Source organism: archaeon CG10_big_fil_rev_8_21_14_0_10_43_11 (genome assembly GCA_002763265.1).
In the GTDB taxonomy this organism is placed as follows: Archaea; Nanobdellota; Nanobdellia; order PEZQ01; family PEZQ01; genus PEZQ01.
Window position 1 is genome coordinate 104,325 of the sequence record PEZQ01000007.1, and the last position, 24,473, is coordinate 128,797.

Annotated in this window: 27 protein-coding genes and 2 pseudogenes (1 of these 29 only partly in view); 11 read left to right on the forward strand and 18 right to left on the reverse strand. The window is 43.9% G+C overall.

The genetic code is table 11. The annotated features are described in order from the left end of the window. Positions 1-2: 2 nt before the first annotated feature. Both COT72_04045 and COT72_04050 read right to left on the reverse strand, forming a co-directional pair. On the reverse strand, positions 3-797 hold the full coding sequence (locus COT72_04045; protein ID PIN99979.1) for a sulfate adenylyltransferase: 795 nt from the start codon (positions 795-797) through the stop codon (positions 3-5). A gap of 15 nt (positions 798-812) precedes the next feature. After that, entirely contained in the window at positions 813-1,061 is a 249-nt protein-coding gene (locus COT72_04050; GenBank protein ID PIN99980.1) for a CopG family transcriptional regulator, read from the reverse strand. Positions 1,062-1,161: 100 nt separating this feature from the next. Here COT72_04050 and COT72_04055 point away from each other — a divergent pair, with 100 nt between their 5' ends. Genes COT72_04055 through COT72_04070 form a run of 4 tightly spaced genes read left to right on the forward strand, consistent with a single transcriptional unit; the run spans position 1,162 to position 5,220 of the window. Next, positions 1,162-2,442, forward strand: a complete 1,281-nt coding sequence (locus COT72_04055; protein PIN99981.1) for a hypothetical protein — start codon at positions 1,162-1,164, stop codon at positions 2,440-2,442. Further along, a complete protein-coding gene (locus COT72_04060; GenBank protein PIN99982.1) occupies positions 2,439-3,959 on the forward strand; it encodes an NAD-dependent dehydratase in 1,521 nt (506 codons plus the stop codon). The genes COT72_04055 and COT72_04060 overlap by 4 nt, the downstream gene beginning before the upstream one ends. Continuing rightward, positions 3,956-4,270: a thioredoxin gene (gene trxA, locus COT72_04065; protein PIN99983.1), complete on the forward strand. Its 315-nt coding sequence runs from the start codon at positions 3,956-3,958 to the stop codon at positions 4,268-4,270. Before COT72_04060 ends, trxA begins: the two co-directional genes overlap by 4 nt. Before the next feature lie 2 nt (positions 4,271-4,272). Beyond that, positions 4,273-5,220 (forward strand): epimerase, encoded by a 948-nt coding sequence (locus COT72_04070; protein ID PIN99984.1) that lies wholly within the window; start codon positions 4,273-4,275, stop codon positions 5,218-5,220. Here the strand turns inward: COT72_04070 and COT72_04075 are convergent. After that, the gene (locus COT72_04075) at positions 5,205-5,687 is read right to left on the reverse strand and encodes a hypothetical protein (protein ID PIN99985.1); all 483 of its coding nucleotides are present in this window, start codon (positions 5,685-5,687) and stop codon (positions 5,205-5,207) included. The genes COT72_04070 and COT72_04075 overlap by 16 nt on opposite strands. Continuing rightward, complete coding sequence (locus COT72_04080; protein PIN99986.1) at positions 5,684-5,932, reverse strand: 4a-hydroxytetrahydrobiopterin dehydratase; 249 nt, start codon at positions 5,930-5,932, stop codon at positions 5,684-5,686. Before COT72_04080 ends, COT72_04075 begins: the two co-directional genes overlap by 4 nt. 29 nt (positions 5,933-5,961) lie before the next feature. On the opposite strand from COT72_04080, the pseudogene COT72_04085 reads away from it, so the two are divergent. Next, positions 5,962-6,039, forward strand: a pseudogene (locus tag COT72_04085) (LysM domain-containing protein). A 1,742-nt stretch (positions 6,040-7,781) separates the two neighbouring features. Here COT72_04085 and COT72_04090 read toward each other — a convergent pair. The 3 genes from COT72_04090 to COT72_04100 are packed head-to-tail and all read right to left on the reverse strand — an operon-like array spanning position 7,782 to position 9,361. After that, positions 7,782-8,339 (reverse strand): hypothetical protein, encoded by a 558-nt coding sequence (locus tag COT72_04090; protein ID PIN99987.1) that lies wholly within the window; start codon positions 8,337-8,339, stop codon positions 7,782-7,784. Between the two features lie 54 nt (positions 8,340-8,393). Further along, the gene (locus COT72_04095; protein PIN99988.1) at positions 8,394-8,825 is read right to left on the reverse strand and encodes a hypothetical protein; all 432 of its coding nucleotides are present in this window, start codon (positions 8,823-8,825) and stop codon (positions 8,394-8,396) included. Further along, positions 8,822-9,361, reverse strand: a complete 540-nt coding sequence (locus tag COT72_04100) for a hypothetical protein (GenBank protein PIN99989.1) — start codon at positions 9,359-9,361, stop codon at positions 8,822-8,824. Before COT72_04100 ends, COT72_04095 begins: the two co-directional genes overlap by 4 nt. 334 nt (positions 9,362-9,695) lie before the next feature. Between COT72_04100 and COT72_04105 the strand changes: the two genes are divergently transcribed. Genes COT72_04105 through COT72_04125 form a run of 5 tightly spaced genes read left to right on the forward strand, consistent with a single transcriptional unit; the run spans position 9,696 to position 14,035 of the window. Further along, complete coding sequence (locus COT72_04105) at positions 9,696-10,127, forward strand: hypothetical protein (protein PIN99990.1); 432 nt, start codon at positions 9,696-9,698, stop codon at positions 10,125-10,127. Then, positions 10,124-11,035 (forward strand): manganese transporter, encoded by a 912-nt coding sequence (locus tag COT72_04110; GenBank protein ID PIN99991.1) that lies wholly within the window; start codon positions 10,124-10,126, stop codon positions 11,033-11,035. Before COT72_04105 ends, COT72_04110 begins: the two co-directional genes overlap by 4 nt. A gap of 5 nt (positions 11,036-11,040) precedes the next feature. Further along, positions 11,041-11,778 carry a hypothetical protein gene (locus COT72_04115; protein PIN99992.1) on the forward strand — a complete coding sequence of 246 codons (738 nt, stop codon included), beginning with the start codon at positions 11,041-11,043 and terminating at the stop codon, positions 11,776-11,778. A gap of 9 nt (positions 11,779-11,787) precedes the next feature. After that, positions 11,788-12,930 (forward strand): ABC transporter, encoded by a 1,143-nt coding sequence (locus COT72_04120; protein PIN99993.1) that lies wholly within the window; start codon positions 11,788-11,790, stop codon positions 12,928-12,930. Continuing rightward, entirely contained in the window at positions 12,914-14,035 is a 1,122-nt protein-coding gene (locus COT72_04125; protein PIN99994.1) for a zinc ABC transporter permease, read from the forward strand. Before COT72_04120 ends, COT72_04125 begins: the two co-directional genes overlap by 17 nt. Here the strand turns inward: COT72_04125 and COT72_04130 are convergent. The 9 genes from COT72_04130 to COT72_04170 form a co-directional block, all read right to left on the reverse strand. Then, a complete protein-coding gene (locus COT72_04130; protein PIN99995.1) occupies positions 14,032-15,435 on the reverse strand; it encodes a hypothetical protein in 1,404 nt (467 codons plus the stop codon). The two genes, COT72_04125 and COT72_04130, sit on opposite strands and share 4 nt — an antisense overlap. Beyond that, complete coding sequence (locus COT72_04135; protein ID PIN99996.1) at positions 15,305-16,657, reverse strand: hypothetical protein; 1,353 nt, start codon at positions 16,655-16,657, stop codon at positions 15,305-15,307. Before COT72_04135 ends, COT72_04130 begins: the two co-directional genes overlap by 131 nt. Before the next feature lie 34 nt (positions 16,658-16,691). After that, complete coding sequence (locus COT72_04140) at positions 16,692-18,056, reverse strand: ATP-dependent protease LonB (protein ID PIN99997.1); 1,365 nt, start codon at positions 18,054-18,056, stop codon at positions 16,692-16,694. Between the two features lie 57 nt (positions 18,057-18,113). Then, positions 18,114-19,124, reverse strand: a complete 1,011-nt coding sequence (locus COT72_04145) for a hypothetical protein (protein PIN99998.1) — start codon at positions 19,122-19,124, stop codon at positions 18,114-18,116. Positions 19,125-19,169: 45 nt separating this feature from the next. Beyond that, positions 19,170-20,366 carry a hypothetical protein gene (locus COT72_04150; protein ID PIN99999.1) on the reverse strand — a complete coding sequence of 399 codons (1,197 nt, stop codon included), beginning with the start codon at positions 20,364-20,366 and terminating at the stop codon, positions 19,170-19,172. Between the two features lie 38 nt (positions 20,367-20,404). After that, on the reverse strand, positions 20,405-20,695 hold the full coding sequence (locus tag COT72_04155; GenBank protein ID PIO00001.1) for a hypothetical protein: 291 nt from the start codon (positions 20,693-20,695) through the stop codon (positions 20,405-20,407). A gap of 77 nt (positions 20,696-20,772) precedes the next feature. Further along, the gene (locus COT72_04160; GenBank protein ID PIO00002.1) at positions 20,773-21,453 is read right to left on the reverse strand and encodes a hypothetical protein; all 681 of its coding nucleotides are present in this window, start codon (positions 21,451-21,453) and stop codon (positions 20,773-20,775) included. A gap of 59 nt (positions 21,454-21,512) precedes the next feature. Further along, complete coding sequence (locus COT72_04165) at positions 21,513-22,277, reverse strand: hypothetical protein (GenBank protein PIO00003.1); 765 nt, start codon at positions 22,275-22,277, stop codon at positions 21,513-21,515. A gap of 147 nt (positions 22,278-22,424) precedes the next feature. Further along, positions 22,425-22,625, reverse strand: a complete 201-nt coding sequence (locus COT72_04170; protein ID PIO00004.1) for a hypothetical protein — start codon at positions 22,623-22,625, stop codon at positions 22,425-22,427. A 463-nt stretch (positions 22,626-23,088) separates the two neighbouring features. On the opposite strand from COT72_04170, the gene COT72_04175 reads away from it, so the two are divergent. Continuing rightward, positions 23,089-23,394, forward strand: a complete 306-nt coding sequence (locus COT72_04175) for a hypothetical protein (GenBank protein PIO00005.1) — start codon at positions 23,089-23,091, stop codon at positions 23,392-23,394. 1 nt (position 23,395) lies between these two features. Here COT72_04175 and COT72_04180 read toward each other — a convergent pair whose 3' ends face one another. Beyond that, positions 23,396-23,575, reverse strand: a complete 180-nt coding sequence (locus tag COT72_04180; GenBank protein PIO00006.1) for a hypothetical protein — start codon at positions 23,573-23,575, stop codon at positions 23,396-23,398. Positions 23,576-23,667: 92 nt separating this feature from the next. Then, positions 23,668-24,473: pseudogene (locus tag COT72_04185) on the reverse strand (ATPase) (it continues 1,471 nt past the right edge of the window).

Genomic DNA, 24,473 nt, shown 5'->3' on the forward strand with positions numbered 1-24,473 from the left:
TATCACATATATCCAAGACTGCGAAGCTTTTGCATCGTGTACGTGTCCTCTTTATCCTGCGCACGACCTGACCGCTCAGAAAGGTTGCTTGTCTTAAGCTCGTCAACAATCTCTTGTATACTGCTTGCTGTTGAATCAACAGGGAACGTGCAGGGTTGGCAGCCAAGACTTCGGTAGCGCTTGCCATTTTGTGCAAAATAAAGAGGGTTTGTTGGGATACCCTCCTGCAACACGTACTCCCACACATTTAACTCAGTCCAATCCAAGATAGGATGCACGCGCGTGTGCGTACCTTCATCAGTTGATTTCACAAACAAATCCCACATCTCAGCAGGCTGGTTTTGATAATCCCACTTAAACTCCTTATTGCGCGGTGAAAACACGCGCTCTTTTCCGCGAATGCCATGCTCATCACGTCTAATAGCAAGAATAAGCGCATCAAACCCGTACTCTGCCATGCAATCTTTAAGCGCTTGCGTTTTAAGCGCGTTACAGCATTCAAACTTGCGCACGTTTGACATGCCATCAGCAAGTGCTTTTTTGTTTTGCGCAACAATCAAATCAAGATTCCACTCATCAACAAGCCGGTCACGAAACGCGTACATCTCCTTAAACTTGTAACTCGTATCAATATGAATAACTGGAAACGGGACTTTACCAAAGAATGCTTTTTTTGCAAGCCACACGTTTGCCGTAGAATCTTTTCCCACGCTCCACATCATAGCAGGGTTTTTGAATTGCTTTTTTGCTTCCCGAATAATATAAATGCTCTTATTTTCTAATTCCTTCAAATCCATGACATAACCACCAGTTTAATCTAAATAACCAAGAGAACGCAAACGCGCTTTCACTTCCTCCTCATCATCTTTTGAGGGGGTAGATGTTTGCTTGCCTTTGGGCAATACATCACTGTCTTTTCGTTCAAGCTCTGAAACAACTTGGCGCAACACATACGTTACGTAATCCGAAACACTTGTAAACCCGCTTCCCTCCAACCGTTTTTCAATGTTCTCATAGAGCTTTCGAGGAATCGAAACCGTTGTATGTTTTCTCCCCAACATAACACTGTGTTTTAATTAAACTGCATTAATAAGCATTACGCCTCTGAGCTGGAGTACTGACGAAATACTTTTATTATACTGCCCGTTAAAGTAGTGCGTTATGCGTGGGAGAACCGTTATTTTTGGCATTGATGGCGTACCCTATGAACTCATGCAAGATTTATCAGATAGAGGAGTCATGCCTCACTTCAAAAAATTACGGGAACAAGGCACCTTCAAAAAATTGCGCTCAAGCATTCCTGACATTTCTTCTATTGCATGGAGTTCAATGATTACGGGGAAAAATGCAGGCGAGCACAACGTGTACGGTTTTATTGACTTAATTGAAGGAACCTACACCATGCGTTTTCCCAATTTTAAAAGCGTCATGCAACCTGCATTTTGGCAAGAAGATGATAAAAAGTACGTGATTTTGAACGTTCCCTCAACATATCCTGCAAAAGAAATCAATGGCCTGCATGTATCTGGATTTGTTGCAATTGATATGGATAAAGCAGTCTATCCCGCAGACTATTTGCAAACACTCAACAATATAGACTACCGAATTGATGTTGACTCAATGCTTGGGCACGAAGCGCAGGAATTATTTATCAAAGATTTGTTCTACACGCTTGAAAAACGAAAAGCACTACTCGATAAAACGTGGACAGAATTTGAGTGGGATACGTTCATGTATGTGGTCACCGGCAGTGACCGGCTCGGCCATTTCTTATGGGAAGCATACCACAACGCAGAACACAAGCACCACCAAGATTTTTTAAATTTTTTCAAAAAAGTAGACGAACAAATTGGTGACGTGGTCTCGCGCATGCATGAAGATGATAAACTCCTCATGCTCTCAGACCATGGTATGGAACAGGTTAAAACAAACGTGTTCGTGAATGCATTCCTGCGAGAAAAAGGATTTTTGAACGCGGATTATGACCTGCGCGCAGGCTACAATAATATCAAAGAAGGAACCAAGGCATTCTGTCTTGACCCAGGACGAATTTATCTGAATCGAAAAGGAAAATATCCAAAAGGTGAAGTACTTCTTGAAGAAGAAGCAGAAATTATTACTGAATTAATCAAAGCGTTTGAATCGCTTGAATGGAACGCTCAAAAGGTCGTTGCAAAAATCTACAAACGAGATGACATCTATCATGGTCCCTACACGAAAAACGCGCCAGACCTTGTGATTGAGGGAGCGTCAGGTTTTAACATGCGAGGAAACATCATCAAAAAAGAAATCTTTGCAGACGAAATTTTCACGGGCAAACACACCCTCGAAAACGCGTTCATCTATGTTAACACAAAACAACCAAACATCATCCCAGAAAATCCCACCATTGAAGACGTGGTGGACATTATGAAAAAACTCCAACACGTGAATGAACAATGAACTGCAAAAACGGAAACAAAACCTGCTGGAACTGTCCTGCCGCCGTATTCAAAGGAAATGTTGACTTTCGCGCGTGCGGACAATCAAAAGAAGACATCAAATCAAAACAAGGCGACAAAGGCCAAATTATGATTGAATGCTCACGACGACCTGAACTTGGCTACTTTGAACCAAACTTGACATTTGAACAATGCAACCAATGGGAAGAAAGCGAATACGGCTACAAACTAAAAGACATGCGCGTCATGATTCTTGGCATGGATGGCTACCTTGGCTGGAGTCTTGCCCTCAAACTCGCACGACTCGGCTACAAAGTATCAGGGTTTGACAATTACTGGAGACGACGTTGCGTTGCAGAAAAAAATTCGCACTCAATCACGCCAATCCTCCCCATGCAAGAGCGCTTGCAAGCAGCAAAAGAAGTATTTGATGTTGACATCGCCTTTGCAGAAATTGATATTCGCGAGCGAGACAAACTCAAAAACTTTCTTAAAGAACACAAACCAGAAGTAATTATCCATTATGCAGAATGCCCAAGCGCACCCTACAGCATGGTAAACGCTGAGCACGCGATAAACGTACAAGACAATAACGTACTTGGCACACTCGGGCTACTCTTCTTAATTAAAGAACTTGTTCCAGAATCAACACTCATAAAACTTGGAACTATGGGCGAGTACGGAGCCCCCCTCACGGGCAGGCCAATTTTTGAGGGGCTCTTTCCTGCAGATGCTACAATTGAGTGGAAAGGGCAAACGTGGAGTCTTGGCGGGGAGATGACACCACGAGACCCCGTAAGCTTTTATCACGTTTCAAAAGTGCAAGACACGTTCAACGTATATGAAGCATGCAAGTACTGGTGGTTGCGCTCATATGATATCATGCAGGGCGTGATTTATGGCGTGCACACAAACGAAATCAGTAAAGATAAACGATTACTTACCCGTTTTGATGCTGATGAATGGTTTGGCACGGTAATAAACCGTTTTGTTGCTCAAGCAATTCTTGGTATTCCCCTCACTATATATGGAAGCGGCGAACAAATACGCGGATTCATCGCGTTAGAAGACGCCATGCAGTGCATGGTGCGCCTCATCAATTCACCGCCAGAACCCGGACAATATGATGTAGTCAATCAAGTGTCTGGACTCTACAAAGTACGAGAACTTGCAGATACCGTAGCAAAGGTTGGCAAAGAATTTGGCTATACTGTTCGTATACAACGAATCGAAAATCCGCGAGTGGAAGCTGACAATCATCCCCTTGAAGTAGTGTCAACAAAACTTCCAAACACGTTTGGATTCAAGACGCAAACTACGCTTGAGCAGGAAGTGCGACACATGTTTGAAATTCTCACACAACCCGAATCTCTTGAACGCCTTGAAGCAATGAAACATGCAATCATCCCTGAAACACGCTGGGATGGGACTAAGAAAAAATCAGAAACGCTTGAACTCTACAATAACACAGTCAACACTAAAACAAGCAGATTCGAACCAAAGCTTCATGAAACATGACAAAAGAAATCAGCGATAAAACATTTAAACAAGAGGTTCTAGAGAAAACGCTTCCTGTTATTGTCAAGTTTTGGGCAAGCTGGTGTCCGCCATGCAAGGTAATGGAGCCCATGATAGAATCACTTGAAAAACAAATACGCGGACAAGCCATTATTGTGAACCTTAATGCTGACAAAAATCCTTTCACAACTGCCCACTACAACGTAAAAGGGTTGCCAACACTTATCTTTTTCAAAAACGGTGAAGAAAAAGCACGACTCATTGGCGCACAAGGACCACAAACTATACTAAACACACTTGAAACAATATAACCATGAACATCTTGATTACCGGCGGACTGGGATTTATTGGTAGCAACTTCACCGAATACGTGCTCAAAAACACAGACTGGACAGTGCGAATTTTTGACAATTCAACTGACACCGCTTTGCTTGAAAAAAATGAAGACACCGACAACAACAGGGTTACAATCATAGAGGGAGACATTAAAAACAAACAACAAATCGAAAACGCAGTTGAAGGATGCGACTTTGTTGTGCACCTCGCAGCACAAGTAGGCGTAATAGAATCAATAGAAGACCCTCTTTTTGATGCACACACCAACGTGATAGGAACCATTAACATGCTTAACGCATGCAAAAAATATGCCGTCAAACGTGTCGTGCTTGCCTCATCAGCCGCACCGCTTGGCGAACAAGAACCTCCCGTTCATGAACAAAAAGTGCCAAGACCACTCAGCCCTTATGGTGCGAGCAAACTTGCAAATGAAGCGTACGCAAGCGCGTTTGCAGGCTCATATGGACTTAGAACTATCGCATTACGATTCTCAAACGTGTATGGCCCAAAATCAACCAACAAAACAAGCGCTGTTTCAAAATTCATCAAACAAATCGTGGCAGGCGAACAAATCACCATATACGGAGATGGCAAGCAAACCCGCGACCTTATTCACACACACGACATCAGTACCGCAATTTACTTAGCGCTCACAAAAGAACTCAAAAACGCGTTCTCCCTTTTCCAGCTTGGAACAGGAAAAGAAACAAGTGTGAACACGCTTTTCTCGCTTATAGAAGAATCCTGCAAAAAACACGGAATCAGCGTAAAACCGCCTGTGCACGAGCCAGCGCGTGCAGGCGAGATTCTGCGCAATTATTCTGATATTTCTCTTGCAAGAAAAGAGCTTGGTTTTGAGCCGGATGTTAGTATTGAACAAGGCATTGACAGGACCGTTACCTGGTTTGTTCAAACAGCTACATGATTATTAAGCATTAAAAAAACAAGGCTTAGAAAAATAAAAACCATGTCAAGGGTGAGTTCTTCAAAACTTATGGGATACAGCCAGTGCCCTACTTTTACCAAACGCTCATGCGCCTTTCTAAAATAGGTGTGGTCAAACAACCAGTGAGAAAGAGCCGCACAAAATACAATAACACCAGATACTGGTGAAAAAATCATGATAAAAGAGGAAACCACCATAAAAAAGAGAATGCCATACTTGCGATGCAAAAAGCTTCGTTCAAAACCCAAATGCTCAAACGCAGTATTCCACGCTTTTTGCACGCTTAATTCTCCTTTCACACGCCAAAAATTAATCACGTGGTCAAGGTCGATGATTGCTGCAACAAAACCTGCAAGCAAAAAATGCCACCATGCGAGCGGTAAAAAAAGATTGATAACTGCAGCTACACAAAAACCAATCAACACGTGCGTTCGAGGCATCATCATTTCACGTAAAGCGCGTCTATTTGTTTTGCAAGAGAATAATCCTTTTCGGTTACTCTCTTCTTGGCATGCGTAACTAACATAATACGCACCGTATTATATGAATAAATCAACACATCAGGATGATGATTTGCCTGCTCTGCTAGCAACCCAATATGATTAACAAAACCAACTGCAGACATAAAATCCTCAAAAGAAAACTCTTTTACCAACTGCCCATTCTCAAGCTTCCATGCCATACCACACATGATAGGAACGCGTGTTTATTAAAAGCTGCGCTTACCCAGCTCCGCCTCCACCACCGCCAGCGCCGCCACCAAAACCCCCGCCGCCACCAAAACCGCCAGCGCCACCCGAACTCTTGGGCGAACCAGCAGCATACGCGCTATTAAAACCAATATAAAACGCAGGATACCACAAAACAGGCCCAAGCGAACTTCTCTCAAAATCAGGCATAAACAATTCCATTGCCTTAATCACGTTCTGCGCTTCGCCAAGGGCAATACCATACACCAAATATTGTTCCCAGAGCACAACTGATTGAGGAGGGTGTTCTTTTATCAAGCTAAAATCTGACAAGAACTTCTTAAAATTATTCCACTTATAATAAAACAAGGCACCCTCAACAGTTCTGCGCCCCACAACCGCCATAGGCACGACAAGCGTGAGTGCGCTTATCACCACAGAAAAAAGGGTTGCCCACCCAATACTAATTGCAGGATACGAATACGCGCTACTTGACACAAGCACAAAAAACATAAGCGCGACAAAGATGGTAACAAGACTTGTGCCAAGAACAACGTGCACCCCTGTTGCGTCAAATAATTGTTTTTTTGAGAAGCGAGAACTCACCAAGTATTTCCATTCTTTAAACACGCGGTCAAAAGCACGCCAATTTGTTTGATTCTGTATGTGGCCTTGAAACTCGCTCCACAACAATTCATTGCCTTGAGCCACGCTTTTCACGTATTCAAGAACCAACTCTTCAAAATCGCGCAACGGTTTTTTTGCGTGCACAAAGGTAAGTTTGAAATCCTTTTCAACCTTTTTTCCAAAAAGACCCGCTTTCTTGTGTGACACGCGTGTGAGTTTGACAAAACCTTTTGTAACAAGGTCAAAAAGGGTTGCTAAAAACCCGTCAAGCGTAGGTTCACTACTCCTGCCAAGGCTTGCAAGAAACATCGCATTCACTTCAGCAGGCGCGTGCTCAGTTGGGGGTTCACGCTCGTACACGCCAAAATACTCAACGTCAGGCTCGCGACCAAATTTGAGATACACGAGCGCAAACACGAAAAGAGGGAGCAAAATCAAAAGAGGCATGAGTTGGAAAACATAAAACACGAGCGCGTTTTGTGTGTTATGAGTGTTTTGCTGTGCAAGAATTTTTTCCTCTCCAAGACCCGGCATGCGCTGTGCAACATTAGGTTTGGTGAACGCTGCACCGGGCATAAGAGCGCGAAACTCAAGCCACTGCCCTTTTGGCAAATCCTTTGCGGTAATGGTGTACATGCTTTGTGAAGACGCGTAGCGCGCATTCACGCCATAATAGGGTTGAAGCCAGAAGTTACTAACAGGCGTCGAGAAATTAATTGTGGCATACACGTTTTCAAGTGCTTCCCACTCGCGACCCCACACCTGAAAATGAATGTCTGCTACATCATCATACACGTACACCGCACCATTAAGCACGTAGTCAAAACTGACAACCTGTTTTTGATTACATACAGGATTTGTGAACGTGATTTTTCCCGTAGCCTGCGCTGATGAACCACCAATCAACACGGTGTTTGGTATGTTGGCGCTTGGCGCAAAGTTTGTAACACGCTGACCTTGCGCAAGCGGGATGGTACGGTACGCAAACGTGTAGCACCCCGTAAAATCAAACATGATGTCTTCATGAACCGCAATAGAACCGTTTTGGAGCACGTTCACCGTCACGTTTGCGTCAGAAAGCGCGTAATGCTTTTGTGAAAATGAGGAAATGACAAGAGTCGGATGAAAAACTGCAAGCAAAAAAAGAAAAACGCCTAGTGAAAATATAAAAAAAACAAAAACGCGTTCAAATGTGTTGCTTTGAATAATGCGTGCCATGCCTTTTTAAAATGATACTTTTGGCGCACCCTTCTCAGCTTCAGGCAGGTTGAACACGTCTTTTTGCGCAAACCCAAATAGTTTTGCAAACATGTTTGATGGAAACATTTGCACTTTATTGTTGTACATAAGCACTGTGTCGTTGTAGAACTGTCTTGCATACGCGAGTTTATCCTCAGTTTCTGCAAGTTGTGCTTGCAAGCTCACAAAATTCTCATTTGCACGAAGCTTTGGATAATTCTCTGCAACCGCAAACAACGTCTTAAGCGCAGAGGTTAACATATTATTTGCACTCAACTTATCCTCAGTTGATTGTGCAGACATCATGCTTGCACGCGCTTTTGTGACATTTTCAAACACACTTTTTTCATGCTTTGCATACCCCTTAACGGTCTCAACCAGATTTGGAATAAGGTCTGCTCGACGCTTGAGCTGCACGTTTATTTGACCAAGTGAATTCTCAACACGATTTTTGAGCACGACAAGTGAATTGTACACGCTCCACGCCACAATGACAAGGAGCACAATTAACCCAATGGCAATAGCGCCAATCCACTCTAACATACTATCACACAAGACCGAACACACTTAAAACCATTATGTTTTTCAAAAAAAGAATTATATAAAACGGGTATATATCTTCGTGGTAAATTGTATAACTATCTCTGCATACTCTTTATCGAACTGTTTGCCATAATACAAAATACCATTTCTAAAATAGCGCAATTTATTCAAGAGGCGAACTTCTGTTTCAGAAAACTTAAGTTTTCTCGAAAAGGCAACTTCCGCTTCATGAGCGCCATGCCCTACACTTGAAAACCCTTGTTCATACATCTTTGCTCGTATTAAAAACATAATAATATTATAACAGTATTCAACATAATCATTTGCATTCGTATCATCTATGCCAAGTCTATCTACCATGTTCTGTAAAATGAAGAATTTTCGCTTCGCTTCTGACAACATACTTCGTGCTCGCTCTACATCGTTACTTCCTTTTTTTATAACCCCCTCTTCAAGAAATTCTTCAAAAGACTTTACTATTCTCATAACTCAACACCCCCCTCTAAAACAATGCCATTAAGAAGATTATTTTTAAGATGTTTGTGTATAGATTTCCAAGAATCATAAAAATTAATGTTTATCATCTTGTGTAATTCTTTTTCGTATGCCGCAACATTAAGGTATTTTTCTTTTCTTCCAATCACTGCAATGTCAATGTCTGATCCTTTTGTATCTTCTCCTCTTGCATAACTACCAAAGAGAATAATCGTTGCACCTGCAAGTTTTTCCTCAAGAAAATCAGATAAACCAGAAACATAGACCAATCTAAGATTTTCAACACGTTTAAGTTGAATCGCTCGTGGATAGTTTATATTAAAAGACACGAAATGTGCAGTTCTAGTCTTTTCTCGCTTCGCGAGATTCTCATCTAAAAGCCGATGTACTGCTTTAGAAACAGCAGTAGGAGAAACGGATAATAAACCAGCTAGTTCTCGCTGACTTAATTTTTCTCCCGCCCGCTTGCACAACAAAGAAAATAATGCTGTTTCAAGTCGTGTAAACTCTTGTTTATACTTATCCATTTTAGTTTAAATGTGTCTATTTTAGTTTATATATGTTTTGATAGACAACCACTCAAAAAAAGAGAATTTTAAAAACTATGAGCAGGTGATAAAACACTATAAAAATCTGGACTGAAATTGGTTACGTTGCATACTACACTCAAAATCTCAGAAAGGACAAACAATTATTCAAACAAAAAAAATTATAGACTCACAAATAAAAGCAAGCAGGGCGCTATGTAACAAACGCGTTACGCATAAAAATTATAAACCACAAGCACGAAACTATTTGCACTCAATCAATCTCGTATAACCACCCCACCATTTAACAAAAAAAAAGCAAAAACTATTTATAATGTTCGTATATACGAACAAAGTAATGACTACTGAGACGCGTGAAGACTACATTCGCGCCATCTGGAAACTCAAAGAAAAAAACGGCGCGGTCAAATCAAAAGACGTGGCAGAAATGACGGGTCTTGCAAAATCAACGATTTCTGAGCGCCTGCGCGGCCTCAAAGATGAGGGGCTTGTCACTTTCAAACCCTACACCGACATAACACTCACCAAAAAAGGAGAAGCGCTTGCAGCAGAGCTCACGTACAAGCACAGGCTCATTGAAGTTTTTTTACACAAAACACTGGGCATGCCCATCAACAAGATTCATGACGAAGCAAACCGGCTTGAACACGCGTTTTCTGACGAGTCAATCACGCATCTTGCGCGCTTTCTTGGCAACCCAAAAAAAGACCCGCACGGCAGCCCCCTACGAGGCAAAAAACCATGAACAAGCTCATCATCGCTCTGTTTGGGCTCCTGCTTTTGGGCGGGTGCACCGCGCAAACTACGACTGATGACGCGCGCATACGCGTCGTGACCACGATTGGCATGATTACTGACATCGTCCAAAACGTGGGCGGCGACTACGTACGCGTGACGGGTCTTATGGGTCCTGGCGTTGACCCGCACCTCTACAAAACAAGTGAAGGAGACGTGCGCGCCATGAGCAGCACAGACATCATCTTCTACAACGGACTGCATCTGGAATCAAAAATGGGCGACGTGATTGAAGGCATGGAACAGCTCACGCACGTTGTTGCCGTTACTGACTACCTTAACAAAAGTGAACTGCTTGATTTTCCCGCGTTTCCCGGACAATACGACCCGCACGTCTGGTTTAACGTGAAATACTGGATGAACGCAACACAAAAAGTCCGCGATGAACTCATCAGATACGACCCTGCACACGCGCAGTACTACAAAGACAACGCACAAACCTATCAGGCAGGTCTTGAAGCGCTTGACGCGTACGTGACTGCCCAGATTCAGCGTGTACCCGAACAACAGCGCGTACTCATCACAGCCCATGACGCGTTTAGTTATTTTGGGCGCGAATACGGCCTTGACGTGCGCGGACTCCAAGGCATCAGCACTGAAGCTCAGGCAGGCACAGGCGACGTGCAAGAACTTGTTGACTTCATTGTTTTGCAAAAAATAAAAGCCATCTTCATTGAATCATCTGTTCCTGAACGAAACATAAAAGCAGTGGAAGAAGCAGTTGAGGCAAAAGGCTGGAACGTGTCAATTGGCGGCGAACTCTTCTCTGACGCCATGGGTGACGCGGGCACGTTTGAAGGCACGTACATAGGCATGGTCACGCACAACGTGGATACCATCGTGGGCGCACTCTCGTGATTAGTATGAAAAAAGAATTAGCACTCAGCGTAGACGACTTAACCGTTGCGTACAACGAAAAACCAGTACTTTGGGACATTGACGCGCACGTGCCTCAAGGCGTGCTGCTTGCCATTGTCGGACCAAACGGGGCGGGAAAAACAACGTTTATCAAAAGCGTGCTTGGACTTATTAAACCCGCAGCGGGCACGGTCACGTTTTTTGCCAAACCCTACCAGGCAAAACGAAAAAAAATAGCGTACGTGCCTCAGCGAACCAGCGTTGACTGGGATTTTCCCGCAACCGTGCTTGACGTGGTGCTTATGGGAACGTACGGCCAGCTTGGCTGGATTCGCCGTGCTGGAAAAAAACAAAAACAACACGCATATCAAAGCCTTGAGCGCGTTGGCATGAGTAAATTTGCAGACCGCCACATCAGCCAACTCTCAGGCGGCCAACAACAACGCGTCTTTCTTGCGCGCGCACTTGTTCAAGACGCTGACGTGTATCTCATGGACGAACCCTTTGCAGGCGTTGACACAACCACTGAACAAGCAATTCTCGCACTCTTGCAAAACCTGCGAAAAAAAGGAAAAACCGTGATTGTTGTGCACCACGACTTGCAGACCGTGAAAAAATATTTCGACTGGGTCATGCTTCTTAACGTGCGAAAAATCGGTTTTGGACCAGTTGAAAGCGTGATGACAAACGAGAACTTGAAAAAAACGTACGGGGGCACGGCTGCATTTCTAGAAAACGAGTGAAACCACACCATGCTTGAACTCTTGTACAACCTTTTTTTTGATTACACACTTCGAAATGTGGCGCTTGGCTCTGCCACTATTGGGGTGCTCTCAGGCGTGCTTGGTAGCTTTGCTGTGCTTCGAAAAAAAAGCCTGCTTGGAGACGCAATCTCGCACGCAGCCCTTCCTGGCATTGCACTCGCATTTCTTTTTACCCTTAGCAAAAATTCGCTTGTACTCCTTTTTGGCGCCATGCTCGCCGGTCTTGCAGGCGCAAGCATCGTGCTTATCGTGCACAAAAACAGCAAGATAAGTGAAGACGCCGCGCTTGGCATTGTCCTCTCCTCATTTTTTGGGCTGGGTATTTTTCTTCTCACCATTATACAACGCATTGCAAGCGCAAAAAAAGCAGGTCTTGAAACCTTCCTGTTTGGCAACGCATCAACCATGCTTGCAAGCGACGTGTACACCCTGCTCTTTTTTGCAGGCCTCGCGCTCGCGCTGACCGCGCTTTTTTGGAAAGAGTTCAAGCTCGTTTCCTTTGATTACGCGTACGCTAAAACCCTGGGGTTTCACACTCTTGGCATTGAAGCGCTCATTACTGCGCTTATCGTGCTTGCTATTGTGATTGGACTCCAAACTGTTGGCGTCGTGCTTATGAGCGCGTTTATTATTGCGCCTGCAGTTGCAGCACGCCAATGGACTAAAACCCTCTTTGGCATGGTCACACTCTCAGCACTGTTTGGCGCCGTCTCAGGCGTGAGTGGCGCCATGATAAGCAGCGCTCAGCGAAACGTGCCAACAGGACCCGTTATCGTAATTGTCATGAGTTGCATTGTCTTTTTTTCCCTGCTCTTTTCTCCAACACGCGGCATTGTAAGCGAAAAAATCAAAGACGCAAAAAAACGAAAAAACCTTGACGTCAAAGGCGTGCTCATAGACGTGTTCTTACTCTCACACAATCACGCGAAACGAACCCACCCTCACCACGTGAGCGCGATTCAGGCAGTGTCGCACGCGTCAGCAAAAAACAGTCTTGACGTGCTTGAACAACTCGGGCTTGTAACACAAGACGCGCACGAGTATTGGCGCCTTACTCCTGCTGGCGTGCTGGAAGCAGAAAAAATACTGCAAAAAAAAGGAGGTGGTCCCTCACATGTTAGTGCAAGCTGAAATCATCCTGCTTGCAAGCGTAGTCGCAAGCGCGTGCGCCATTCCCGGTGTGTTCTTGGTATTGCGAAAAATGAGCTTACTAAGCGACGCAATAGGCCATTCTATTCTTTTAGGAATCGTGCTCGGGTTTTTTATCTCACGCACCCTCAACTCACCGCTCCTCATTATAGGCGCAGCACTCATGGGCGTGTTCTCTGTTTTTTTAACCCAAAAAATCAAGAACACCGGCAGAGTTAAAGAAGACGCTTCAATTGGACTGGTGTTTCCCTTTCTCTTCTCGCTTGGCGTTATTCTTATCACGCGATTTGCAAGCAGAGTGCACATTGACACTGACGCAGTCCTGCTTGGAGAAATTGGGCTTGCACCATTCAACCGGCTCGTGCTTGGAGGCATTGACCTTGGACCCGTTTCATTATGGATTATGAGCACAGTACTCGCGCTCAACGTGCTCTATGTTATCACATTCTACAAAGAGCTCAAGCTTGTAAGTTTTGACCAGGGACTTGCAAAAAGCCTTGGCTTCTCAACAGGATTTATCCATTACAGTCTTATGACTTTAGTAAGCATCACCACAGTAAGCGCGTTTGACTCAGTTGGCGCCGTGCTCGTTGTTGCCCTTATCATCGCGCCAGCTGCGAGCGCCTACCTTCTTGTTAATAGTGTGTCATCAATGCTTTTTTTGAGCGCGGTTTTTGGTGTGCTCTCAGCAGTCACGGGCTACGCGCTTGCAAGCATGTTTAACGCATCTATCGCAGGCGCTATCGCAGTCATGACGGGCGTGTTCTTTTTGTGCGCATTTCTTTTCTCACCCCGCCACGGTGCGTTTTTCAGGCTTGCAAAGAAACGGGGGCAGAAAAAACTGTTTTCACTCCACATGCTGCTTGTGCACTTGCTTGACCATGAAAAAACACGTGATGAACCAGTGGAGAACACGATTGCAAACGCAGTAGAGCACATGAAATGGGCGCCTGCTTTTTCGCGCGAACTCGTCTTGCTTGGCACAAAAAAAGACTGGCTCTACGAAAAAAAACAGCGCCTCTACCTCACCTCCACGGGCAGAAGCGTTGCAAAACAGGTCATGCAAACGACAAGAATGGAGTATTAAGCAATAAACTGCATGCCCTTAAACAAAATAAGCGGAGCAATAAATGCTGATTTTTGAATTGGCTCACTGCCGATTGCGTTGATTTTCTTGATTGTATCAAACACGTTTCCGCTTATCATGCCTGACGAAATCGCGTGCGTTACCTCACCATTCTCAATTGCATACGCTTTTGCAAGCTCATTGCTAAAATCGCCTGACACGGGATTGCTCATGTGCGCGCCAGACACGCTTGACACGAGCACGCCTTTTTTAATTCCTGAAATAATATCGCTGCGCGATGCTGTTCCTCGCGCGATTACCACATTTGATGCACCAATTGCAGGACGAGCAGTAAGTGATGAACAATTGCCTGTTGATTTTCTCTTTGCCAGATTTGCAGTGTAATAATCGTAGAGTCCTGACTTGAGCACGCCTTTTTCAATAAGCACCGTCTTTTTTGCGCCAACACCTTCACTGTCAGACTCGTACGAGCCAAGACCATACTCAATTGTGGCATCATCAACAATGGAGAGTTTTGGTGACGCAACTTTTTCGCCAATCTTATGCGAAAAAAACGAATCTCCTTTGTGCAGAGCATACCCGTTGAGCGCTGAAACAAGGGTTTCACCAATCACATCCTGCAACGCCTCATGCTCCAAAACAACCGGGTACGTGCCGGTTTGGATTGGCTTTGGGTTTTGACTCTTGAGACATTCATCAATTGCTTCTTTTGCCACTTTTCCCGGGTTTGGTTGTTTTACAAACATATGACCTGACGAGCCAGTAATGTTGTTTTTGATAACATCCAGGCTCATTGAAACACCTGCACGTATGTGCGAGTTTGACACGCCATTTGAATTTGCAACCAAGACCCGATGATGGCCTGTGCCCAGCCAAAGACCATGCATGCTCACCTTTGCGTGTTTTACCATATCAAGCATGAGTTTTGCGTGCGCACCCAAATCCTCAACACTCATATCAAGGAGCGCAGGCTCAAAGAGCTTGACTGACGCTTTTGTGTCCTCAACAGGCAACCCCTTGAAGTGCCGGTCTTTTTCTGAGATGCGCGCAAGCTTTGTTGCCTGTTTGAGCGTTTCCTCCCACGTATCAGTGCGCGACGTGGTTGCAACACCAGTTCTGCCATCAGGAAGCGTGACGCGAATAATCATGCGCTTTGAGTGCGAAAAATGAGGATAGAGAAGTTTATCTTTTTCATATACAAGCGACGTTTGCGTGCTCTCAGTAATACCCAGTTCTATATTATTGCGTTTATCACGTTTAATGATTTTATTACTCAGCTCTTCCACCAACAACCACCTTACTAATACGCATGTGCGGCGCAAACTCGCCAACAGGCACGCTTTGACCTGCTTTTCCGCAAAAACCTCCTTCTGAGAGCACACTCTTTTTGCCAATACCATCAATAAGTTGCAGAGTTTTGAGAATGTTTCCTGTCAAACTCACATCGCGAAGCGGTGTCGTTATCTCGCCATCCTTGATGAGCCATGCTTCTTGCGCGCCAAACACGAATTTTCCCTCAGTGGGAATGACTTGGCCGCCACTTGAACCTGCCGCGTACACTCCCTCTTTTATGTCACGTATGAGTTCGTCTTTTGTGAACGTTCCCGGTCTAAGAATAGACGTGCTCATGCGAGGAATGGGAAAATGATAGACTGACTGGCTTCTGCCATTACCGGTTGGCTCTGCTTTCATTTTTGATGCGGTATCAAGTGAGTGCAAATAACCCGTGAGCACGCCATCCTTGATAAGCGGAGTCGTGGTTTTTTTCACCCCCTCACTATCATACTGGTACGAGCCAAAACTATGCTGGACCAGGCCGTCGCTAAAACTCACCAAAGGGCTTGCAACCGCTTTGCCCATCATGCCTTTCATCACTGACGCACCCTCCAAAATTGCATCAGCCTCGCAGGCGTGGCCTACTGCTTCATGAAAAAACACGCCAGAAAGTGCGCCATCACACACAAGCGGAAGCGTTTTTGCCGGCGCGTGTTTTGCATGCAATAAGCGAAGCGCCATAGCAACCGTATCTTGGGCAAGACCAACAATGCCCTTGTCATAAAACACTTCCAAACCCCCCGTGCGCGCATCACCTTTGTGCGCGCGCTGCATAACATCTCCTTCGCGCGCAAGCGCGCTTACGCTATACATGGTTTTGTAATCAGTCTCAAAGAGCATACTTCCTTCACTGTCATAAAACTCGTTTTTTGATTTCACACTTGCAAGCGTTGCAAACACGCGTCTGACGCGTTTGTCAACACCTTTTGTTGTTTTTGAAAGTAAGAGTACGCGTTTGAGTTGCTTTTCAAGGTCTTCGCCAAACGGGTTTTTCTCAGGAGTAACGGTTACGCTGTCTTTAACGCGCTGTTTTTTAATATGCACGTTTGCGCCGCGAACGCGGCCAAGCTTGAGTGCTTCACGAAACGCGTCTTGAAGGTTTTTCGTGTTTTGGGATGATACCATAACCCATGAGCCCTTATACACGCCGCGAACCCACAATGCTTTTGCATTATGTGCACCAAGCGATTTTACGGACTGGTCTTCAACTGCAAGGTTTTGCGCAATTGAATCAGAAATAAGCATATCCCAATAATCAAACTCGTTTGCAATGCGTGGAATCTTCATCAAAACAATACTATGGTTCAAACGTTATTAAGGTTTACTTCACCACGCTGCTAATCTTCTTGCTCACATCCTGACTGTTTTTTAGCGCGTGCTTAACCACTTCAGAAATAGTCTTAACCGGAATAATTCTTATGCCCTGCAATTCCTTTTTTGAGAGCACCACATCTTTTTCGTTCATAGCAGGAATAATCACCGTTTTGTATCCTGCGCGCACTGCTGCTTCTATTTTTTCGTTCACGCCGCCAACAGGCATGACCTCACCAGAAATTGACAAGCTGCCGGTCATTGCTATTTCCTGTTTGACTGGCAATTTTTCAAGAGAAGAAATAATCGCGGTTGCAATGCTAATTGACGCGCTATCGCCTTCAACACCCTCATACGTTTGCAAGAACTGGATGTGAATATCATAATTCTCAATATTTTTTGACGAGTACTGTTTGATGACTGCGCTCACGTTTTGCACTGCCTCTTTTGCAATATCTCCAAGCCGTCCGGTTGCAATAATTTGTGACTCGCTCTTGCCAAACGAGCGGGCAACAACCGCTTCAATAGGCAGCACGATTCCTGAATGCGTTTCAGCACTGCCCAACACGGCAAGACCATTCACGCGGCCAACTTCTGCACCCTTGTTTCGAAGGATTTGATAGTCTTTCTTTTCAGTGGTGAATTTCTCAGTCATTTGCTGTTCAAGAGAACGCGCATACGTTTTTGCAGAGGTCACATCTTCTGGCTGTACATGTGTATGCTTTTTTTCGCGCGCAATATCACCTGCAACACGGATAAGACCGCCAAGGTCGCGAAGTTTGAGCGTGAGATGTCCTTTTCTTCCTGCACGGCGTCGTGATTCATTAACAATTTCAAGCACAGCATCACGCGTGAAATGAGGAATTTTTGTGTCCTTAACTACTTCCTGAGCTACAAATCTAGCGAGGTATTCGCGGTTTTCTGGCGTGTCTGGCATCGTGTCATTCATGAATACTTCATATCCATATCCGCGGATACGCGAGCGAAGCGCAGGATGCATTTTCTGCGTGGTTTCAGCATTTCCTGCAGCAACAAGAATAAAATCGCAGGGAGCGGGCTCGGTTTGAATCATGGCGCCGCTTGAACGTTCGCTTCTTCCAGTGATTGTCATTCTCTTTTCCTGCATGGCAGTCAAGAGTTCAATTTGCGTTTTTGGGCTCATAGTTGCGATTTCATCAACAAACAAGACGCCCTTGTTTGCTTTGTGAATCGCGCCTGCAACCACTAACTCGTGGGCGGGCGTACCAAGACCGCCAGAATTAGTGGCTAACACGTCGCTTGCGATAACATTACCCGATTCAGTAGTAATATTATAGATATGCTCATCAACATCAATTTCACGAATTGATGTAATCTTATCCTCTTTCAAACTCATCTAGAATTGATAGGTCCGCTATCTTTAAAATAGTTTTTATACGATGTGCAGAAAGAATCATGCCACAAGAATAGTGTTTCCTACTCTTAAATCACGCGCAGCTACTTGTCCGTTATTTGTAAATATCTTATGTTCTGGGGTAACGGTTACTTTTTTCCCGCTCTCTGTTTTTATTTCAAACATTTTTCCACAATAGGGTCTCCTGTTTACTGCCACTACACCAACAGGTGCAACCATGTCCTCCTTAGCTCCAAGAATTGAATACTCTTTTTTTGGAAGGAAAACAGCCTCATAGCCTTCATCATTCCTTTCAACTGAATCTTTGTATTTTAATAAAATATCATCTACAAATTCCTTTATTTCAACAACCTTCTCTTCTTCTTTATCTCTTAAGGTTACATAATTAGAAGCCAAAAAACATTGAAACGGATCGTGCTTGACATCTCCTAAAAGCGCACCCTCATGACTGCCAGTTGCATCAACAAAGGGAGCCATTGCTTTTCCGGTGTTGTCTACCACGATTTTTGGCGCAAGCACTTGCACGCGCTGTTTTCGAAGCTGGTAGGATGCTAAATACACCATAAACACAATAAGAAGCGCAAGCGTGGTAATCGTGCTTGCAATGCGGTTTGCTGCTTGCAGCACATCACTCTCACCCCTGCTTAAAAAGTCAAAAACAAAACCAACAAGATTGATAACAAGAAGCATGCCAATCAGAATAAAGAGCGTTCTGTCGCGCCCGCTTGTCATGCTGCGCACTTGCTCTTTTATGCGCATTGTTCTTCCTTCACCTGCAGGAACCGTGGTGATAAGCGGGTGGTCTGTGTCTTTATCATTTGGAAGGCTGAGGATGTCAACAAGCTTTTCTTTTGACAATAATTCAGCAAGCGCTTGACCAAGCATTGACTTTCCGGTTCCCGGAGAACCAATAAGAAGGATATTTCTTCGCTGACGCGCTGCTTTTTGCACGATTTCAACTGCTTTTTCCTGACCAATAACTTGGTTAAGCGTTTGCTTGTCAACGCTAATCTCGCTTGTTGTTTTAAAGCCAAACTCTTTAGACACCATGCACTAGTGATAGATACCGTTCTATTTTATATATCGTTCGAAACTTCAAAGACCATCATCAACACTTTTGAGAATAATATCATCATCAATGCGAAGACCAAGCGCGGGAATAATAGACAAACTAATGAGCGCAACAAGCAACACCCCCGCGCCAAGACCAAACAATTCGCTTGCCAACCCCACAGGAATAATTATTAACACAAAAATAAAGCTGTTTACAATCGCGCTAAACGAACCAATAGTTGCGCGCGTCATTGACGGAACAAACCGGTTTTGGTAATCGGCAAACACCGCGCCAAAAAGCCCGCTTACAAACATGAACAGGTGCGCGTTTACCAAAAAGAACACAAGCGAGTCTGAAATGCCAAGAAGCCCAAGAGACGCAGCATACAATATCATCACAAGAATTGAGAAATATTTTGGTTTCAAAAACGTTTCAATAAAAGAACCCACCTTAACACCAACTCCCTGCATAATGGCAAGCGCGGCGTACACAAACCCAAACAAGAACAAATTTACGCCAAATCCCGCAAGATAAAACTGGATGTAGATAAGAATAACAAGGCTGATATTGCTAAGCACCGCAAGCGCGAGCATGAGAATCACATAGGGGCGAACATGCAGCATCAGCGTGATTGCATTAATGGTTTCCTTCCACACCGTTTTTGCTTTGATGCGCGCAGTTGATTCAGGCTCTTTGAATTTAAGAGCAACAAAAAGCGCGATAAGAGATATTACACTCATAAGCGCAAAATTGAGGCGATAATTGATTGACGCAATAAACGCGCCAAGAATAACTGCACTTCCAAGACCAATAAGACGAAAAAGCGCGTTGTTGCTAAACGCGAGTTTTGCAAAGCGCGTTCTGCGTTCCTCACGAAGCGAATCATACATAAGCGCGTCACCTGACCCGCTATAAAACGTGCTGCCAAACGCGGCTAGAGAGAGCACAAAAAGAAATGAGAAAAAAGAGTGGGAAAAAATAGTAAGAAACGAGGCAAGCCCAAAGAGCACGCACGCAACCACAATTGACTTTTTTCTTCCTGAAACATCAGCAAACACGCCGGTTGGAAGCTCGCTTAAAAGAATAACAAGAGGACCTATTGCCTGAAGAATAAAGATTTGTGCAACAGACAAACCATTATCCTGCAAGAACACGACAATTGTTGACGCAGCGAGATTTGCAAATAAAAAGAATGAAAGAATATAATTGAGCCCAATGTTTCTTCGATATGCACTCATTGCGTATCAAGTGAAAGGAGGGCAAAACACTAAAAGGTTTACTCAAAAGCGTCTTCAAATTCAACTGACGGCCGGTCACCAACACTGGGGACCGCTGCTTTTGAGATAATCATGATATCAGAGATTGCTCGAACCATTTGGTGCGGAACAATGACGCCACGAGCGCCGCGCAATACCTTGAAAATAGGGCTTTCAGGGGTTGCATTAATCTTCCATCCCAGTACTTTATTCTGCTGAACAATCGCGTCATCAACTTCTCCAAAGAACTCTCCAGCATCAGTGTAGACAGGAATGTTCCAGACGCTGCTTACAATTTTAGTTTGAATCAATTAACCGTCACCTACGCATATGATATCAGACCGCATTTAATTAAGTTTTCTCTTATCCTAATATACTATTAAGGGCGCTAGCTTGAAAAAAAGTCATTTGCCGTGTTTCTATCCCCTTCCTGCACGGTTTTAATAGGTTCAGGCTCTGATTTTTTAGGCTCAGCAGTTTTTTCTTCTTGTTTTGGCTGCTTGACTGCTTTTGGTTTTTTTGGAGATTTTTGCTTTTGTTCAGGCTCAGCCACGGGTTCAACGAGTTTTTGCTGGGTTTCTCCGGGTGTTTTAGTAAACGCTTGTTTGAGCTGTTTTTCTGTAACATTAAAATATTTAAAAAATTTGGGCGTGAGACGCAAAAGCTTTGTTTTACCATACTCTTCTGCCTGCACCAAGCCAAGAGCAATTAATTCATTTACGTGACTATAACTCTTGTTTCCGCGCGCCTTGATAATGTCTGACTGCGTGATTGGCGAGCGGTACGCAACAATAGCAAGCGTCTTGAGAAGCGTGCTTGAAAATTCTGCTTCCAAAAAATTCTTGATTTCAGGAACAAACTCATCTTCAACATTGAGTATGACCTGCTGGCTCGTGCTTGAAATTTTAAACGACGAGTTGGTTTGCACATACTTTTTTTGCAAACCAGACACTAACTCATCTAGTTGCTGGTCGTTTAATGACATAAAACGCTTTATTTTCTGGCGTGCGAGCGCTCCTTCGCTTGCAAAAAGCAATGCTTCTAAAAACCGTTGTTTTTTTTCTGACACGTCTCAAAATCCTCCCTCTCTGCTAATGCAAGACTGTAGTATGCGATGCGCGTTTAAAATCATTGTTGTTCATCGTTCTCGTTTAACTCTTCTTTGGCAAGGTCAGAATCATCAACAATCTCAACCATGATGTCGCCAAAACTTTTTTCTTGCAAAAGGTTCACCCGACCCCGGTTTGAGAGAATAATAAGCGGGATAAATGTCCAGATAATATCCTCACGCGACTGCGAGGGCGTGAGTTTTGAAAAGGGCAAGGTGCGCTTTTTTAACGTAGAAAAAAGGCTTCGCAAACGGTCAAACACAAGAGTCAATTTTTGGCTGATTTTCATTTCTTTAAACGTGTGCTCAAACTTTTTTCGCTCTTGAAGTGCGTGCATGCGCTCGTGGCGCGCTTCTTTTCTATTTTTTACGGTGAGTGCGGAATCAAGCGCGCCCATGAGCTCTTGGAGCGTGACTTTGCGCGTTTTTGGTAAGGGAATTCGTGGCTCCAAATCCCGCACTTCAAGGGTAATGTCTTCTAGCAGGGAAACATGTTCTTGTTGTTCTTGCTCGTTTTTGTCTTCTTTGAACGCAAAATGTTTGCTTTTCATGCGCAAAAGAATGGCAGCAATAAGAAGGATTTTTCCAGATAGCCTGAAATTGAGGTCTTTTAATTCTTTGATTTTTGCAAGGTACGCTTTTGTGAGTTTTGAAACGTCAATGTTCCACGGGTCAATGCCCTGCTCGCGCACAATATCAATAACCAAATTCTCCCACGTGAGTTCGTCATTGAGAATTTTTTGGTATAAATCTTCACGTTTTTGCTCTTGACCATTCTCACTCATAGATAACACACGTGCATGCGGGAAATAAAAAGAATGTGCTACTTAGTCCTACTTGTAGTTGTCGCACGCGTAGCCGTCTCCACTATTGAAGAGTTCAGTGATTTCTGTTGCATTCAAGGTTTTGTTAAACACCATGAACTCGTCAATCTATCCGCTTGAACAAACCGCAGCATCAATAGTCACTTTCTCTCCAGATACAAGAAACACATGACAGGGCGAGCCACCTGTTATGATTGTGTCATAACAATGATCAACATCAGTTGAGTTACCATCTTCGCTAATACTGAACGTGGTGGCACAATAGGGGAGACTCTTTGCATCATCAGTATTATTAATGAAATTGTCCATTGACAAACAATGCTGAGCACACTGATTACGGAGATTTACAATAGCGGGGCTTGTAACCGCTTCAGGTGAACTTGCAGTCGAAGATGATGGAAACAAAATATCATGCAATACAGGGTATAGAACAAACAGGGATACGGCAAAACTCAAACCTAACAATACTCCAACACCAAGCAAGAAATATTTGTTTGCGAGTAAGCGCCCCTTCACAAGTACTTACCATTCACACGTGATTATAAAATTTTCTCAACTAACTTGTGAAAACCGTTGCGGTAATGACAGAAAAAAGGAGCACAGAAATTGATAGAAGAAAAATGAACAGATACTTCTTCTGATTCACGCAAGCCCTCCACTAGGGTACGGGCAAAGCAAGTATATAAAATGATAAGGAAATCTTGGAAAAAAGAGACAACAGAAATCCTTCTGAAGGAAACTTTATATTGACAAACCCCAGTAGAGCTTTTACATGCGTAGTCAAATTCTTGAAAACAAATATTTTTTTTTAATATTAGGAATCCTTATTGGCATAATCATTTCAGCAACAGTAGCATTAGGTGTTTTTACAGTAACTGATCAACAAACAAAAACGGGCACAGGAGCAATTGCGCCTGTATCACCAGGTTCATCAGTAACAGCTTCAGCAGACATCGCATGTAAAACATTTGGAGGCGCTGGTTGTTCTAGCATATCAGAGTGTAACCTCCACAATGGTACTGCGCTTGGAATCGACCGAAATCTTTGCGGAAGCAACCAAGTCTGCTGCTCAAATTAGACTAATCTGAAAAATCAAATCGCGGCACTTCACTCCAATTAATTTTTTCTTCAACTACTATTTGTGTTAATGTTTGCGTGGAAGAATTATTGTACATTGCAAGTGTTTGATTTGTTTCATTTGTAGAATTAGTTGAGTTAGTGAGGTTCAATGCTGAACCAGTAAGCGCGAATAAAAACAAGACAGAGAATGATAGACTAAAAATGAACAAATACTTCTTCTCGTTCACGTAAAACTAACTTAAAAAAAAAGAGAGGTTGGCGAATACTTCGCCTAACCAAAATAACTTGCTTCCATTGGCTGCTTTGCCTTCAAGCTCTTGAGACGCTTAACAAAGTCCTCATAAAAATCTTTGACTTCATTACTAATTGACGGGTTCACATCTTTGAAAGCTTTGTCAAAATGCGCTCGAGATACAATCTTTGCATTCTTATCCTCACGCAAAGCAATCAACGCAGCCTCGCGCACGAGCGCATTAAGGTCAGCGCCGCTAAACCCTTCAGTCTTTTTTGCATACACTGCTAAATCAATATCCTTTGCAAGAGGAACCGCAGTGCTCTGCGTTTTCAAAATTTGCAAACGCGTCGCCTCATCAGGCACGCCCGTAAAAATCATCTTGTCAAAGCGACCAGGACGCAAAAGACCCGTATCAATCATATCTGGACGATTCGTTGCCGCAATCACGACCACGTCATGCAACTGCTCTAAACCATCCATCTCGGTTAAGAGCTGATTGACCATGCTCTCCTTAACCTTGGTGCCCATCTCAACGCCCCGACGCCCAGCAATGCTATCAAGTTCGTCAAAGAAAATAATAGCAGGAGCGACTTGACGCGCTTTTCTAAAGATTTCACGCAAACCCTTCTCTGACTCGCCAACCCACTTGCTCAAGAGTTCAGGACCCTTCACACTAATGAAATTTGCTTCACTCTCGTTTGCAACCGCCTTAGCAAGCATGGTCTTACCTGTTCCTGGAGGACCATAAAGCAAGATGCCGCTTGGCGGTTTGATGCCCAGGCTGGTAAATGAGTCAGGATATTTAAGCGGCCACTCAACGCTTTCTTTAAGCTCTTCTTTGA

What these genes read in the sequence shown, in the direction of transcription:
- COT72_04150 (PIN99999.1), bottom strand. Translation starts at nt 20,366, where the DNA reads ATGAGTGCATATCGAAGAAACATTGGGCTCAATTATATTCTTTCATTC.
- COT72_04080 (PIN99986.1), bottom strand. Translation starts at nt 5,932, where the DNA reads ATGTGTGGTATGGCATGGAAGCTTGAGAATGGGCAGTTGGTAAAAGAG.
- trxA (PIN99983.1), top strand. Translation starts at nt 3,956, where the DNA reads ATGACAAAAGAAATCAGCGATAAAACATTTAAACAAGAGGTTCTAGAG.
- COT72_04100 (PIN99989.1), bottom strand. Translation starts at nt 9,361, where the DNA reads ATGGATAAGTATAAACAAGAGTTTACACGACTTGAAACAGCATTATTT.
- COT72_04125 (PIN99994.1), top strand. Translation starts at nt 12,914, where the DNA reads ATGTTAGTGCAAGCTGAAATCATCCTGCTTGCAAGCGTAGTCGCAAGC.
- COT72_04140 (PIN99997.1), bottom strand. Translation starts at nt 18,056, where the DNA reads ATGAGTTTGAAAGAGGATAAGATTACATCAATTCGTGAAATTGATGTT.
- COT72_04090 (PIN99987.1), bottom strand. Translation starts at nt 8,339, where the DNA reads ATGTTAGAGTGGATTGGCGCTATTGCCATTGGGTTAATTGTGCTCCTT.
- COT72_04055 (PIN99981.1), top strand. Translation starts at nt 1,162, where the DNA reads ATGCGTGGGAGAACCGTTATTTTTGGCATTGATGGCGTACCCTATGAA.
- COT72_04120 (PIN99993.1), top strand. Translation starts at nt 11,788, where the DNA reads ATGCTTGAACTCTTGTACAACCTTTTTTTTGATTACACACTTCGAAAT.
- COT72_04175 (PIO00005.1), top strand. Translation starts at nt 23,089, where the DNA reads ATGCGTAGTCAAATTCTTGAAAACAAATATTTTTTTTTAATATTAGGA.
- COT72_04115 (PIN99992.1), top strand. Translation starts at nt 11,041, where the DNA reads ATGAAAAAAGAATTAGCACTCAGCGTAGACGACTTAACCGTTGCGTAC.
- COT72_04070 (PIN99984.1), top strand. Translation starts at nt 4,273, where the DNA reads ATGAACATCTTGATTACCGGCGGACTGGGATTTATTGGTAGCAACTTC.
- COT72_04110 (PIN99991.1), top strand. Translation starts at nt 10,124, where the DNA reads ATGAACAAGCTCATCATCGCTCTGTTTGGGCTCCTGCTTTTGGGCGGG.
- COT72_04095 (PIN99988.1), bottom strand. Translation starts at nt 8,825, where the DNA reads ATGAGAATAGTAAAGTCTTTTGAAGAATTTCTTGAAGAGGGGGTTATA.
- COT72_04050 (PIN99980.1), bottom strand. Translation starts at nt 1,061, where the DNA reads ATGTTGGGGAGAAAACATACAACGGTTTCGATTCCTCGAAAGCTCTAT.
- COT72_04060 (PIN99982.1), top strand. Translation starts at nt 2,439, where the DNA reads ATGAACTGCAAAAACGGAAACAAAACCTGCTGGAACTGTCCTGCCGCC.
- COT72_04145 (PIN99998.1), bottom strand. Translation starts at nt 19,124, where the DNA reads ATGGTGTCTAAAGAGTTTGGCTTTAAAACAACAAGCGAGATTAGCGTT.
- COT72_04135 (PIN99996.1), bottom strand. Translation starts at nt 16,657, where the DNA reads ATGAAGATTCCACGCATTGCAAACGAGTTTGATTATTGGGATATGCTT.
- COT72_04105 (PIN99990.1), top strand. Translation starts at nt 9,696, where the DNA reads ATGTTCGTATATACGAACAAAGTAATGACTACTGAGACGCGTGAAGAC.
- COT72_04130 (PIN99995.1), bottom strand. Translation starts at nt 15,435, where the DNA reads ATGGTATTGGCAAAAAGAGTGTGCTCTCAGAAGGAGGTTTTTGCGGAA.
- COT72_04165 (PIO00003.1), bottom strand. Translation starts at nt 22,277, where the DNA reads ATGAGTGAGAATGGTCAAGAGCAAAAACGTGAAGATTTATACCAAAAA.
- COT72_04170 (PIO00004.1), bottom strand. Translation starts at nt 22,625, where the DNA reads ATGGACAATTTCATTAATAATACTGATGATGCAAAGAGTCTCCCCTAT.
- COT72_04075 (PIN99985.1), bottom strand. Translation starts at nt 5,687, where the DNA reads ATGATGATGCCTCGAACGCACGTGTTGATTGGTTTTTGTGTAGCTGCA.
- COT72_04045 (PIN99979.1), bottom strand. Translation starts at nt 797, where the DNA reads ATGGATTTGAAGGAATTAGAAAATAAGAGCATTTATATTATTCGGGAA.